Origin of the sequence: Micromonospora sp. SL4-19 (assembly GCF_047921475.1) — a bacterium.
GTDB lineage: Bacteria > Actinomycetota > Actinomycetes > Mycobacteriales > Micromonosporaceae > Micromonospora.
Genome location: NZ_JBLROB010000024.1, coordinates 28764 through 41689, shown reverse-complemented (window position 1 = coordinate 41689; position 12926 = coordinate 28764). Strand labels below are relative to the sequence as shown.

At 69.5% G+C, this 12926-nt stretch carries 13 protein-coding genes and 1 tRNA gene; 8 read left to right on the top strand and 6 right to left on the bottom strand.

Annotated features, from left to right (window positions below; translation table 11 throughout):
* Positions 1-25 precede the first annotated feature (25 nt).
* Positions 26-673, bottom strand: a complete 648-nt coding sequence (locus tag ACNAVT_RS23700) for an IclR family transcriptional regulator (protein ID WP_416299353.1) — start codon at positions 671-673, stop codon at positions 26-28.
* 63 nt (positions 674-736) lie between these two features.
* Here ACNAVT_RS23700 and cysS point away from each other — a divergent pair, with 63 nt between their 5' ends.
* Positions 737-2152 carry a cysteine--tRNA ligase gene (gene cysS, locus ACNAVT_RS23695; protein ID WP_416299352.1) on the top strand — a complete coding sequence of 472 codons (1416 nt, stop codon included), beginning with the start codon at positions 737-739 and terminating at the stop codon, positions 2150-2152.
* Positions 2152-3270 carry a 23S rRNA (guanosine(2251)-2'-O)-methyltransferase RlmB gene (gene rlmB, locus ACNAVT_RS23690; protein ID WP_416299351.1) on the top strand — a complete coding sequence of 373 codons (1119 nt, stop codon included), beginning with the start codon at positions 2152-2154 and terminating at the stop codon, positions 3268-3270. The genes cysS and rlmB overlap by 1 nt, the downstream gene beginning before the upstream one ends.
* A 63-nt stretch (positions 3271-3333) precedes the next feature.
* Here the strand turns inward: rlmB and ACNAVT_RS23685 are convergent, their stop codons facing one another.
* A complete protein-coding gene (locus tag ACNAVT_RS23685) occupies positions 3334-4425 on the bottom strand; it encodes an ABC transporter ATP-binding protein (RefSeq protein ID WP_416299350.1) in 1092 nt (363 codons plus the stop codon).
* Between the two features lie 363 nt (positions 4426-4788).
* Between ACNAVT_RS23685 and ACNAVT_RS23680 the strand changes: the two genes are divergently transcribed.
* Positions 4789-4865, top strand: a tRNA-Thr gene (locus ACNAVT_RS23680).
* Between the two features lie 405 nt (positions 4866-5270).
* On the opposite strand, the gene ACNAVT_RS23675 is transcribed toward ACNAVT_RS23680, so the two are convergent.
* Positions 5271-7172: a hypothetical protein gene (locus ACNAVT_RS23675; protein ID WP_416299349.1), complete on the bottom strand. Its 1902-nt coding sequence runs from the start codon at positions 7170-7172 to the stop codon at positions 5271-5273.
* A 705-nt stretch (positions 7173-7877) separates the two neighbouring features.
* Here ACNAVT_RS23675 and ACNAVT_RS23670 point away from each other — a divergent pair.
* The gene (locus ACNAVT_RS23670) at positions 7878-8042 is read left to right on the top strand and encodes a hypothetical protein (protein WP_416299348.1); all 165 of its coding nucleotides are present in this window, start codon (positions 7878-7880) and stop codon (positions 8040-8042) included.
* A 735-nt stretch (positions 8043-8777) separates the two neighbouring features.
* On the opposite strand, the gene ACNAVT_RS23665 is transcribed toward ACNAVT_RS23670, so the two are convergent.
* Complete coding sequence (locus ACNAVT_RS23665) at positions 8778-9320, bottom strand: hypothetical protein (protein ID WP_416299347.1); 543 nt, start codon at positions 9318-9320, stop codon at positions 8778-8780.
* A gap of 393 nt (positions 9321-9713) precedes the next feature.
* Between ACNAVT_RS23665 and ACNAVT_RS23660 the strand changes: the two genes are divergently transcribed.
* Positions 9714-10097, top strand: a complete 384-nt coding sequence (locus ACNAVT_RS23660; protein WP_416299346.1) for a VOC family protein — start codon at positions 9714-9716, stop codon at positions 10095-10097.
* A 68-nt stretch (positions 10098-10165) separates the two neighbouring features.
* Here the strand turns inward: ACNAVT_RS23660 and ACNAVT_RS23655 are convergent, their stop codons facing one another.
* Complete coding sequence (locus tag ACNAVT_RS23655; protein WP_416299345.1) at positions 10166-10384, bottom strand: hypothetical protein; 219 nt, start codon at positions 10382-10384, stop codon at positions 10166-10168.
* Between the two features lie 112 nt (positions 10385-10496).
* On the opposite strand from ACNAVT_RS23655, the gene ACNAVT_RS23650 reads away from it, so the two are divergent.
* On the top strand, positions 10497-10964 hold the full coding sequence (locus ACNAVT_RS23650; RefSeq protein WP_416299398.1) for a MarR family winged helix-turn-helix transcriptional regulator: 468 nt from the start codon (positions 10497-10499) through the stop codon (positions 10962-10964).
* Positions 10965-11021: 57 nt separating this feature from the next.
* On the opposite strand, the gene ACNAVT_RS23645 is transcribed toward ACNAVT_RS23650, so the two are convergent.
* Positions 11022-11486: a carboxymuconolactone decarboxylase family protein gene (locus ACNAVT_RS23645; RefSeq protein ID WP_416299344.1), complete on the bottom strand. Its 465-nt coding sequence runs from the start codon at positions 11484-11486 to the stop codon at positions 11022-11024.
* 148 nt (positions 11487-11634) lie between these two features.
* On the opposite strand from ACNAVT_RS23645, the gene ACNAVT_RS23640 reads away from it, so the two are divergent.
* Positions 11635-12504 (top strand): sigma-70 family RNA polymerase sigma factor, encoded by an 870-nt coding sequence (locus ACNAVT_RS23640; protein ID WP_416299343.1) that lies wholly within the window; start codon positions 11635-11637, stop codon positions 12502-12504.
* Entirely contained in the window at positions 12501-12902 is a 402-nt protein-coding gene (locus ACNAVT_RS23635) for a helix-turn-helix domain-containing protein (RefSeq protein ID WP_416299342.1), read from the top strand. The genes ACNAVT_RS23640 and ACNAVT_RS23635 overlap by 4 nt, the downstream gene beginning before the upstream one ends.
* Positions 12903-12926 lie beyond the last annotated feature (24 nt).

Here is a 12926-nt window from a genome sequence, read left to right as displayed (position 1 = left end):
TGGCGCCGCCCGCTCGGCGCGCCGGTCAGGACAGTGCGCTGGCGATCGCCGCCGCGGCGGCGCACACCTGGTCGCCGACGACGCCCACGTCGAGCGGGGTCAGTGACACCACCCCGACGCTCGCCTCCAGCCCGGCCACCCCGAGCACCGGCGCGGCCACCCCGTAGGCACCGGACTGCAGCTCACCGCTGGTGCTGACCGGGCCGGCCGCGCCCGCCCGGCCCGCGAGGATGGCCCGACCCGCGGCGCCCCGCTCCAGCGGATGCCGGGATCCGGTCCGGTACGCCACGTGGAACGACGTCCAGCTCGGCTCCACCACCGCGAGGGCGACTCCCTCGCCACCCTCGACCACGGTCAGGTGCGCCGTCGCACCGGCCTGCTCGGCCAGCCGGCGTAGCGCCGGCAGCGCCCCCTCGGCGAGCAGTGGCTGGGCGCGCCGGGCCAGGTGCAGGACGCCGACGCCGAGCCGCAGCCGGCCCTCGCCGTCGCGGCGCAGCATGCCGTGGTCCGTCAACGCGCCGACCAGCCGGTAGACCGCCGCCCGGCCGATGCCCAGCCGGTTCGCCGCCTCGGTGACGGTCAGCCCGCCGGGCGCGTCCGCGACCAGGTGCAGCAGGCGCAGGCCCCGGTCCAGGGTCTGCGCCGTCTCTCCCGCACGTGCCGCCGTCTCCACAGCACGCAGCGTACGACCCGGCTCCCGCCGACCTCGAAATGCGCGGGCGGCTACCCTTGTACGGTGACGCTGCGCCTGCATGACACCGCCACCCGAACGGTCCGGGACTTCGTTCCCCGGGAAGCCGGCAAGGTGGGCGTCTACCTGTGTGGTCTCACCCTCCAGGCTCCGCCGCACATCGGCCACCTTCGCTCCGGCGTCAACTACGACGTGTTGCGCCGTTGGCTGACCGCGTCCGGCTTCGAGGTCACCTTCATCCGCAACGTGACCGACATCGACGACAAGATCCTGGTCAGGGCGATGGAGCAGGATCGGCCGTTCTGGTCGATCGCGTACGCCAACGAGCAGATCCTGGCCGAGTCGTACCGGGCGCTGAACGTGCTTCCGCCGACGTACGAGCCGCGGGCCACCGGCCACATCCCGGAGATGCACGAGCTGATCGCCCGGCTGATCGAGACCGGGCACGCCTACCCGGCCACCGACGGCTCCGGTGACGTCTACTTCGACGTGGCCTCCTGGCCGGCGTACGGGTCGCTCTCCGGCCAGTCGCCGGAGGACATGCAGTCCGCCGGGGACGCCCCGGAGCGCGGCAAGCGTGACCCGCGGGACTTCGCTCTGTGGAAGGGCGCCAAGCCGGACGAGCCGGCGGACGCGTACTGGCCGTCGCCGTGGGGCCGGGGCCGGCCCGGCTGGCACATCGAGTGCTCGGCGATGTGCTGGCGTTACCTGGGCCCCGAGTTCGACATCCACGGCGGTGGGCTCGACCTGACCTTCCCGCACCACGAGAACGAGATCGCCCAGTCCCAGGCGGCCGACCTGCCGTTCGCCCGCTACTGGGTGCACCACGGGCTGCTCGGCATCGGCGGCACCAAGATGGGCAAGTCGCTGGGCAACGCCCTCGACCTCGACTATGTGGCCTCCCTCGGGGTGCGCCCGGTGGAGCTGCGCTACTACTACGTCGCCGCGCACTACCGGTCCCGCATCGACTACTCGGAGGACGCGCTGCGCGAGGCCGCGGTCGCGTACCGGCGGATCGAGGGCTTCGTGCAGCGGGCCGCCGAGCGGGTCGGCGGCGGGCAGCCCGGCGAGCTGCCGCCCGGCTTCGTCGCCGCGATGGACGACGACCTCAACACCTCGGCCGCCCTGGCGGCGCTGCACGAGGTGGTCAAGGACGGCAACACCGCGCTGACCGCCGGCGACGATGTGACCGTGCGCACGACGCTGGCCGCCACCCGGGCGATGCTGGATATCCTCGGCGTCGACCCCCTGGACCCGGCCTGGACCGGCGGCGGCCGCGCGAGCGACCTGCGCGGCGTGGTGGACTCCCTGATCGCGCTCGCCCTGGAGCAGCGCGCTCAGGCCCGCGGCCGCAAGGACTGGGCTGCCGCCGACGCCGTACGCGACCAGCTCAAGCAGGCCGGCGTGGTTGTCGAGGACACCCCCCAGGGCCCGCGTTGGACTATTGGAGAGCAGGACTGATGGCCGGCAACTCGCAGCGCCGTGGCCGGCGACTGACGCCGAAGGCGGGTGCCCCGAAGGGCTCCGGCGGCAAGAACCGGGACGCCCTCGCGGGCCGGGGCCGCACCCTGCCCGCCGACGAGCGACCGTGGCACAAGGCGTACTCGGGCACCGAGAAGCTCCCGCAGCGCACCGCCTGGAAGCAGGACAAGGAGCGCCGCGCGGCGGCCGAGGAGGGGCGCGCCCCCAAGATCGGCCAGCCGGGCACCAAGGACACCACCTGGGGCAAGGGCAGCCGGGCCGGCGTCCCGTTCAAGGGCGGCAAGGGCAAGGCGGCCCCCGGCCGCGGTGGCCCCCGGGTCGCCCCCGGTCGCAAGGCCAACCCGGCCAAGGACAGCCCGGAACTGCTGGTCGGGCGGAATCCGGTGCTGGAGTCGCTGCGCGCCCAGGTGCCGGCGACCGCCCTCTACACCGCGCAGGGCATCGACATCGACGACCGGGTCAAAGAGATCGTCCGGACCGCCGCCGACCGGGGCATCGCGATCCTGGAGGTCAGCCGGGCCGAGCTGGACCGGATGACCGGCGGTGTGCTGCACCAGGGCGTCGGCCTCCAGGTGCCGCCGTTCGCGTACGAGCCGTTCGAGGACATGGTGGCGGCCTCGCTGGAGCAGGCCGCCCCGCTGCTGGTCGCGCTGGACGGGGTCACCGACCCGCGTAACCTCGGCGCGGTGATCCGGTCCGCCGCCGCGTTCGGCGCGCAGGGTGTCTTCGTACCCGAACGGCGGGCCGCCGGGATCACCGCGACCGCCTGGCGGACCAGCGCCGGCGCGGCCGCGCGGGTGCCGGTCGCCCAGGTCACCAACCTGACCCGGTCGCTGAAGGCGTGCAAGGACGCGGGCTTCGTCGTGGTTGGCCTGGACGCCGACGGCGAGACCGACCTGTACGACCTGGAGGCCGCGGTCGGCCCGCTGATCGTGGTGGTCGGCTCGGAGGGTCGCGGGCTGTCCCGGCTGGTCGGTGAGACCTGCGACCTGACCGTGAGCATCCCGATGGTCTCCGACGTCGAGTCGCTCAACGCCAGCGTCGCGGCCGCGGTCACCCTCGCCGAGGTCGCCCGCCGCCGCGCCGTCCAGGCGTAGTTTCACCCGGAAGACACGAAAAGGGGCGGTCCGCCGTGGCGGACCGCCCCTTTTCTCCGTACGTCAGATCCGCTTGCCGGTGGTGGCGTGGAAGACGTGGCTGCGGCCCGCACGCGGCTTCACGAACACGGTGTCGCCCATGTTCGGCATGGAGCGGCGGTCGGTCCGGACGACGAAGCGCTCGTTGTGGCCCTCGAGCGCGGCGTGGCCGTAGATGTTGGCGTCGGAGCCCAGGTCCTCGACCAGCTCGACCACGACGGGCATGCCGCCCTCGGTCGGGCTGACCAGGTCGCAGTCCTCCGGCCGGAAGCCCACGGTGACCTTGCCGTCGCCGCCCTCGGCCTTGGCCGTGGCGACCTGCTCGCGGGTCAGCGGGACGTTCATCTCGGCGAACGCGGCACCCTGCTCGTTCAGCGGCACGGTCTTGATGTTCATGGCCGGGGAGCCCATGAAGCCGGCGACGAAGACGTTGGCCGGGGTGTCGTAGAGCGCCCGCGGGGTGTCCACCTGCTGCAGGACGCCGTCGAGCATGACCGCGACCCGGTGGCCCATCGTCATGGCCTCGACCTGGTCGTGGGTGACGTAGACCGTGGTGACGCCCAGCTTGGCCTGCAGCGACGCGATCTGCGTACGGGTCTGCACCCGGAGCTTGGCGTCGAGGTTCGACAGCGGCTCGTCCATGAGGAAGACCTGCGGCTCGCGGACGATCGCGCGGCCCATGGCGACCCGCTGGCGCTGACCACCGGAGAGCGCCTTCGGCTTGCGGTTGAGGAACTCCTCGAGCTGGAGCAGCCCGGCCGCCTCCTTGACCCGCCGGTCGATCTCCGCCTTCGAGGTCTTGCGCAGCTTCAGCGCGAACGCCATGTTCTCGTACACCGTCATGTGCGGGTAGAGGGCGTAGTTCTGGAAGACCATCGCGATGTCGCGAGCCTTCGGCGGCAGGTGGGTGACGTCCCGGTCGTCGATGTAGATGGCGCCGTCGTCGACGTCCTCCAGGCCGGCGAGCATCCGGAGGCTGGTGGACTTGCCGCAACCGGACGGGCCGACCAGGACGAGGAACTCGCCGTCCCCGATCTCGAGGTCGAGCTGGTTGACCGCGGGGCGCTCGGTGCCCGGGTAGATCCGGGAGGCCTTCGCGTAGGTGACCGTAGCCATGGTGGAGCGCTTCCTTTCACCGGCAGGAACGTGCCGGACGATCCGAGTGAAGGAGCGACCGGCACCCACGGTGCCGGCCAACGGGCGTACGCCGGGCAGCCGAGGCCGACCGGAGTGTCGTCCGTGTCACTGCACGGTAAACGGGTTTTCCGACCCTGCCAAGACAAGGCGCATCCGGTGGGACGGAGCGCATACCGCATAACGGTCATACGGGCACGGCGGGACAGCAATCCCCATCGTTCGCTGCCCGATCTGCGGCGAGGCGTTGGCGTCGACGTCGGGAAGTTGACGTTTTCCGTGCTCGGGGGCCCTGCGGAGCGGGATTTCCGGATCTCAGTCGCTATGCTGACCCCGGCACGACGCGCCCCTGTAGCTCAGCTGGCCAGAGCACTCGCCTTGTAAGCGAGATGTCGCCGGTTCGATCCCGGCCGGGGGCTCCATACCCGCACCAGGCAAGACCCGCCCGGCATGCCCGCAACTGGGCAGCCGGGCGGGAGGCTGACATCCATTTCTGACGTCAGTCGACCGGGCCGAACGCCTCACCGAGCCTGCGCAGGGCCTCCGTCTGCTCCGCCATCCTGGCATGGGCGGTAGATCATCATCGTGACATCGACGTGGGAGTGACCTGCGATGGCCTGAGGATCATGTGGGGGCGGGGCCAGGAGGTGGAGGGCACTGTGGCGGGGCACGGATTCCGTGCCCCGCCACAGTGTTGTGCGCGCTCAGCGCACCTTGATCACGCCAGGCCGCTCGCGGGCGCCTCCGACCGCGTTGCCCTGATCAACTCGACTCCTGAAGAGTCGGAATCCTCCAGCCCACTCATCAACTGCGATTGCTTCCGCAATTCAGGCGACGGTGAACTGGTAAAAGGTGCCGTAGTCGCCCCACGTATCGTCCGGGCGGATCACGAACACGTCGAGGTTCACAGGGCCACTCGTTTCCGGTGTCCATGTGACGCTGGCCCGACCATCAGGTCCAGCGGGTGCGTCGAAGAAGTCCTCGCCATTGAAGGAGTAACGGTAGTAGCCCACCTCACTCCAGCCCACGGGTGGTGAGAAGGTGAAGGTACCGGGCACGCCGACACCGCCATGCGGCTCGCCGTCGGACAGGTAGACGTCGGACGTGACACCGGGCCCGGGATCGAACGCGAAGTGCCAGTACCCATAGGGCGAGATCCAGCCGTTGGCGCTGTGGCTCCGCGCCCTGACGGAATGCCCGGAGGCGTTGCCAGCGGTGAAACTGATGGTAGCGGTACCGTCCTCGCCGGCTGCCACAAACTGTGGTTGGCCATTGTTCAGGAAATACTCGTACTTCGTGACACCCGGCATCCCGGGCGCGGGAGTGAACTTCAGCGTCAACGGCTTGCCCCACTCCGGTGTGCCGAGGGCCTTGATCGTCGGCTCGGTCGACGGCACCCGCATCTCGTACCCGACTGCGGCGGAGGTGTTCCCTGCGCGGTCGACCGATTGTACGTAGAGCGTGTTGGTATAGGGATTTGGCGGGATGATCGGCACAGTTACCGTGCCGCCCGGCACATCCGCCTTGAGCACCCTGTCACTGGTGAACGGGTCGTCGCAGTCGAACCGACCGCCTGGGGCGACCTCGCAACCCTGCACGCCACCCGACTGGTCAAACCATTGGTAGGTGAACCCGATGACGTCGGTGTCTCCACCGGCCGAGAAGGTGAACTCTCCCGGCACGCCGGGGGGCGTCGACTGCCCGGTATCGGCCTTCGGGTAGTTCGACGATGAGACCTGTGGCCGTGAAGGCCTTGTCTTGTCGACGACGAAGGTGCACACCTTCGACCAAGCGGAGGTCGCAAGCCCGTCACTCACGCGGGCCTGCCAGGAGTAGCTCTTACCGTCGACGAGAACGGCAGCCGGCACCCTGCCCGTGTTGAACATTTCTGCACTGCCGCCCGGCACGCTGATCTCCGTCCGCCTGGACGGATCGTCGACGGGCCACAACGCGAACTCGTACCCCAGTGCATCGAACTGCTTCAGGTCGGGATCGTGCCCGATGACCTGGAGCGTGTCAGCCAGGGCCGAAAGCGCCGGATAGGGCGCCGCGGTTGCGCACAACCGGCCACCGTTGTACATCTGGGCCTCGTCCAATAGCGGCGCCGAGTTGTACTGTACATTCAGGGATACGCTGTTGTACCAGTTCAGAGTCCGGCCGTAGCTGACCTCACCCTCGTGCTTCTTGGGAACCCGCAGCATGAACGTCACCCGCGTCTCGCCCTTGGCCGCCGCGTCCTTCAGCGCCACCGAGGCATCAAAGGTGATGTTGGCGGTGGGGCAGTATTCCGGAGTGGTGATCTCGTCGAGTTTCGTCAACTCTTCGGGGGCACCTCCCCAGGTCGGCGTCTTGCTTACCGGATTCACCCGCCATATTTCGATGGCCCTTTTGGTGCAGTCGGCCGCGCTCCGCTCCCGGATGCGCACAGTGCCACCGAAGACCTCCTTGCCGGCAAATTGCGACAAGTCAAAGGTTGCATAGACACGCGATTTGTGCCTCTCGCCCTTCGGGTCGATTCGAGCACCCAATGGCAGATCGACGCCCTCGGCCCAGTCGTACGCCGTGTGCGTGGTCGCCTGGTCCGTGTATCCGATCTGGATGGATGGGGCGGTCGCGTAGTGCGGTGCCGCGGCGGCGGACTCGGCAGCGGCAAACACTGTGAGACCGGTTAGGCCGAGCGTCGCGGCAAGGGCGATGGAAAGCCCGCGCGGACGCGTGGATGTGGACAAGTTTGGCACGCCTCCCCATTTTCTGACTCGTACCCGTGTTCGTGCTTGCTGTGCGGATCATATCCAGGCAGCTCAAACTCCTCTACTGGATACACCGCAGCCACTAAAATGGAACCTTCTATGACAAATAGCGGGGATCCGCCGAAGTTGAAGTCCGGGACTGCCGCAAGGGCGTTGGCCAGTCTCCTTCTCATCCCTCAACCTCCCAGGCTGGAGTGGAAACACGCGACCTGGCCGGCTGCCGGTGCCTGGTCTCGCATGATGGTTGACGAACCGGCCTCACCTGATGTTTGACATGATCACGCTGAGTCTGAGAGCGCCAGTGTTGCCCCCGAACTGGCAGCACGTCCGCTCATAGCCGATGTGCGGATACGGCGGGAGCTCGTCGACGCCGCGAAGAGACTGCTCTAGCATGAGGTTCTTCGCGGGACGACGTTGGAAGTGGTCATGCCTCGCCGGACTCCGGGCGAGATCAGGTCTCACGTGCCTCGGCGACGCCGATACGGTCGACCACCGTTGATCCGTGGGTTGTCTGCTTCGGCCAACCGCCAGATAGCTTCCTTCGAGCACGCCAACGGACTTCTCCCGGGAGAAGTGGCACATGCGTTCCGCCGATGGGCATCGAGCAGCCGGCGGCGGTCCGGTGCCAGTGCCGTTCGGAGCTATGACGCTCACCCTGAGGACTGGCGCGGTGGTGACTGCCACGTGCGTACGTTGCTGGAGCACGCCGCGCAGGCGCTTCGGCGCAAGGCGAGGCGCGAGTTAGCCGAAGCGCTTCGTCCTCTCGATGATCATTATCTGGCGCGCTCGGTCAACAACCCGTTCGCCCGGCAGGACCTCCCTTGGTGGCTGCGCCGTATCGAACTGTGACCACTGCACACCGAGCGCAGATACGCTGACCTGCCGCGATTCGCGCGATTGCCGCGATCATGTCAAGCGTCATCCGAGGCCGCCGTGTCAACCATCAACCGGCGCACGACACCTGGGGCCGGCTGCCGGCAAAGTTCAAAGTTTCTGTACCTGTTCTCAAGGCGGCCCTTGACGGGCCGCACGCGCCGCCGCCTGGGCGCGCCGGCCGCTGCCGCTGTCGCTGCGCGGCCGTCACGCCTGATGCCCGGCGGCGGGCGCGGAGAGCGGGGAGCCCGGGGCCGCCGCGGACGGGACAGCTGGGGGAGTGGTGGAGGTTCGTCGCCGGCAGCCGGCCGTGCCGCGCCTGAGCAGCGCGGCGCAGGGAGGGGCGCGCCGGGGTCCGCGCGGCAAGCCCCAGGCATGAGGGCGGTGGCCGCGCGAAGGCGCGCCGGTCGTCCAGGAGCCGGCTCCACAGCCGCTCAGGGTCAGGCAGTGTACGCAGTCACAGAGCTACTGGGCGGTCCTCGCTCACCAAGTCGCCTTCCACCCTCCCCCTCCGCGCCGCCGTGCCAACGCCGTCGCATCGACGACAATTGAGCCACAACCGTGCCATACCGTTCCCCAACACAATTGCTACGGCCTGATCAGTCACGACGACCACGGCAGCTCGTACGTCGCCATCGGCTACTGCCCCTGGTCCATAGGAGCCTCGGTCCCGGCCGTCCAGTTCATCGCCGCGGAGCGGGTTCTTGATCATTATTTGCGGCGGCGGCGGCGGTGCCGTGCTCGGTTGCCCATCTCAGGAGGGCCTTCGCGGGGTTTCTGTTTCGGGTTCGGCTGGCGGCCCAATGGCTCAATGGCCTCGACGGCAAGATGGAAGAGGTAGCCAGCGAGAATCGGCAGTCCGACCGCCAGCGCTACCGCGGGCAGCCATCCGATCTCACCGTCGGGCCACATCCACGTCGCTTCTGGGCGACTCACCCGACCGGTTACCGTCGGTCCAGGCGGCTGGTCTGAGCGCATGAAGAGTTGGACCCTGTCGATGTAAACGTCGCCTGTGCTGGACGTGAAGGGGCCTGTGCAGGTCCAGCCACGGCCCCATTTCGTGGCGCTCTCTTCGCAGGTCACGGCGGCGGATCCGGTCACGCCCCCGGCGACAGCCCTGACGCTGTCCCAGGCGTCAGGCAGGGTGAACCACCATCCCAGCGCGCTCGTGACGGCGAGGCAGACGAGGAATCCGGACACGAGGCGCGTGATCCAATCGGCCTCCCGTACGGCTCCCGGCAGATGGTTCAGCATCCGGCGTCGCGCTGGTCGACTCAGAGCACTCCGCATGGCGGCAGGGTAACCAGGGCATCTTCCCTCGGGAGACGGCAGGCAAGAGGCAGCGCGAGCCCGATGCGCGCCGGACCCGAACGTCAACCGACGACGCCGGCACCGACAGCAACGCTGGCGGCAACCGGGCCGAACGGCAGCGCACTGACCAGGGCTGGCATGGACGAGACTCCGAGCTTGCGGCCGTACCCGGAAGCGTGCGGACGCGCTGAACAGAGCTTGTAAGCGAGATGTCGCCGGTTCGATCCCGGCCCGGGCTCCATACCCGCACCAGCCAAAACCCGCCTGGCATGCCCGCAACTGGGCAACCGGGCGGGAGGCTGACATCCATGTCTTGGCCCCGCGTACGTTGGCGCCATGGCGACCTACTGGACTCTGGGGTGCGACGCCGAGGATCCCCAGCGGATTGCTGCCTTCTGGGCGCTTGCCCTTGGGTATGTCAAGGAGCCCGGTTTCGACGAGCCCGACAACGCGTCCATCGTCGACCCGGACGGCAGGGGACCCGCCATCGGCTTCCTGAAGGTGCCCGAGGGCAAGTCCGCCAAGAACCGGATGCACATCGATGTCCGGGTGGCTGGCCCGGGCCCCGGGGACATGGCCGAGCGCGCACGACTGATCCAGCAGAAGGTGCCCGAACTGGTCGCTGCCGGTGCGACAGTGCTTCGCGAGGAGTGGTACGGCGACACCTTGGGACACGTCGTCATGCAGGACCCCGAGGGCAACGAGTTCTGCGTGGCGTGACAGGTGATGGGGCGGGAGTTCGCGCTCCGCGAACTCCCGCGGTGGACCGGAGGCCCACCGCGGCTCGGTCAGTGCGAACGCCGGGCCTCGCGTTCGGCGCGCTTGCGCTCCCGCTGCTCGCGGCTCCACTGCTTACGCCGCTCGAGGTCCTGCTTCCACAGGTCGCGTTGCTGCTGGGAGCCCCCCTGGACGGCGTTCTCCACGGTCGCCGGACCGGCGAGGTTCCGGAACACCCATCCCAGGAGGCGCCCACCCTCACCAGGTGCCTTCTTCTCCTCGGCAGTCATCGTCCACTCTCCGTCCCGCGACGTTAGTTGGTGGTCAAATGGTTGGTGCACCAACTATTGGTACCGTAGCACCGTGGCGAACGACGGTGACGGGACGGGTGGCCTGAGCCAGATCGATGACCCGCTGGCTCTGGAGCAGCAGGTCTGCTTCGCCCTGTCCGTCGCGGCCCGCGGCGTGGTGGCCGTGTACCGTCCGCTGCTCGAACCGTTGGGACTGACCCACCCGCAGTACCTGGTGATGCTCGCCCTCTGGCAGCACGCGCCGCTGTCCGTACGGGAACTGAGCCGCCTGTTGCAACTCGATCCGGGCACCCTGTCGCCACTGCTCAAGCGCCTGGAGGCGATCGGCTACCTCCAGCGTGAGCGGAACCCGGCCGACGAGCGCAGCCTCGCGGTGACGCTCACCGCCAAGGGGCGGGCACTGCGCGAGCAGGCCGAGCGGATCCCTCCGGCCATCGTCGAGCGGCTCGGTATGCCCCTCGACGACCTCCGGAAGTTGCACGCCACGCTGACCGAGGTCATCGAGGCCGCCCAGCAGGCCTCGAAGGCGGCCTCGCAGCCGGGCGACAGCCGAACGTGACGCCGGGCCCGGCGCGGTCGTCGTCACCGGGGCGACCGCGACCGCGCCGAAGCGCCGTCAGCCCCAGTGCTGCGGGGCGGGCTGGCGGGTCGTCGCGTTCAGCCGGTTGAAGAAGTTGGTGGTGGCGATCCAGAGCACCAGCGCGGACAGTTCCTTCTCCCCGAAGTGCCGGGCCGCCTCGTCCCAGATCTCGTCCGGCACCGCGTCGCTCCGGTCGGCGAGCCGGGTGGCGGCCTCGGCCAGGGCGAGCGCGGACCGCTCGGCCTCGGTGAAGTACGGGGTCTCCCGCCAGACGGCCACCGCGAACAGCCGCTCCTCGGTCTCGCCGTTCTTCCGGGCGTTGCGCGCCCCGGAGTCGACGCAGGCGCTGCACCCGTTGATCTGGCTGGCCCGCAGGTGGACCAGCTCCAACGTGCTGTCGGGGACGCCGGCCGAGTGGGCGGCCTTGTAGAGCAGGTTGATCGCCTTCATCGTGTCGGGGAGCAGCGCGGCCGGGTTCTGGATACGGGCATCGAGCGTCATTTTGATCCATCCTGTCCTGTTAGGCTGGCCGGCGTTCGTCGCGCCGCCATCGCTGTCGTTCGTCCGTCATCGGGATGTCGGGGGAGGGACGGACGACGTGACAGATGTGACGGCGGTCACCCGAAGGTCGCGGGGGGATGACGGGATCGTGAGCGGCACCGAGGTGTTGGTCCACCGTTTCGAGGAGCAGCGGCCCCGGTTGCGCGCGGTCGCCCACCGGATGCTCGGTTCCGCGGCCGAGGCCGACGACGCCGTGCAGGACACCTGGTTGCGGCTCAGCCGCGCCGACTTCGATGACATCGACAACCTGCCGGGCTGGCTGACCACCACGGTCGGGCGCGTCTGCCTGGACCGGCTGCGGTCCGGCAGCGCGCGGCACGAGGAGTCCACCGACACGGCCGGGGAGGAGTCCGCGGCCGAGCCGGCCGGCGGCCGCGATCCGGAGCAGGAGGCGTTGCTCGCCGAGTCGGTCGGTCAGGCGCTGGAGGTCGTGCTGACCACCCTCGGCCCCACCGAGCGCCTGGTGTTCGTGCTGCACGACATGTTCGCCGTCTCCTTCGACGAGATCGCGCCGGTGGTCGATCGCAGCGCCCCGGCCGTACGGCAGATCGCCAGCCGGGCTCGGCGCCGGGTGCAGAGCCGCTCGGCCGACCCGGTAGCCGACCCCACCCGCCAGCGCCGGGTCGTCGAGGCGTTCCTCGCCGCCTCCCGGGAGGGGCGCTTCGACGACCTGGTCAGCCTGCTCGACCCGTACGTGGTGCTGCGCGGCGACGCCGCCGCCGTCCGGATGGGCGGGACCGGCGAGATGCGCGGGTCGTCCGCCGTGGCCGACTTCTTCAACGGCCGGGCCCAGGGTGCGGTGCCGGCGTACGTCGACGGGGTGGCGGGCGCCCTGGTCGTCGTGGACGGGCGCATCCGCCTCGTGCTCAGCTTCACCGTCACGGACCGGATCATCGGCATCGAGGTGGTGGCCGATCCCGAGCAGCTCCGTGCCCTGGAGGTGGTGGTGGACGGGTGAGCCGGGCGGCCGAGGAGTCCAACCGGGCGATGCTGCGCGCCCGGGACGCCATGGACCGGGCGTACGCCGAGCCACTGGACATCCCCACGCTGGCCCGGATCGCGCACGTCTCCGAGGCGCACTTCATCCGCACCTTCCGCGCCACCTTCGGCGAGACGCCGCACCGCTACCTGCAACGCCGGCGCGTCGAGCGGGCCATGTACCTGCTGGTGCGGACCGACCAGCCGGTCACCGAGATCTGCTACGCGGTCGGCTTCGGCAGCCTGGGCACGTTCAGCCGTACCTTCCGGGACATCGTCGGCGAGTCGCCGTCGGCGTACCGGACCCGCAAGACGGCGCCGGCGGCCGTGCCGAGCTGCTTCATCAAGGCGTGGATGCGCCCGAGCGCCACCATCTGACCAGCCAATCCATCAGTTTTGGAT

Excerpts from the sequence above, each read along its gene's own strand:
- rlmB (WP_416299351.1), top strand. The coding sequence starts at position 2,152 with ATGGCCGGCAACTCGCAGCGCCGTGGCCGGCGACTGACGCCGAAGGCG.
- ACNAVT_RS23685 (WP_416299350.1), bottom strand. The coding sequence starts at position 4,425 with ATGGCTACGGTCACCTACGCGAAGGCCTCCCGGATCTACCCGGGCACC.
- ACNAVT_RS23665 (WP_416299347.1), bottom strand. The coding sequence starts at position 9,320 with ATGCTGAACCATCTGCCGGGAGCCGTACGGGAGGCCGATTGGATCACG.
- ACNAVT_RS23660 (WP_416299346.1), top strand. The coding sequence starts at position 9,714 with ATGGCGACCTACTGGACTCTGGGGTGCGACGCCGAGGATCCCCAGCGG.
- ACNAVT_RS23655 (WP_416299345.1), bottom strand. The coding sequence starts at position 10,384 with ATGACTGCCGAGGAGAAGAAGGCACCTGGTGAGGGTGGGCGCCTCCTG.
- ACNAVT_RS23645 (WP_416299344.1), bottom strand. The coding sequence starts at position 11,486 with ATGACGCTCGATGCCCGTATCCAGAACCCGGCCGCGCTGCTCCCCGAC.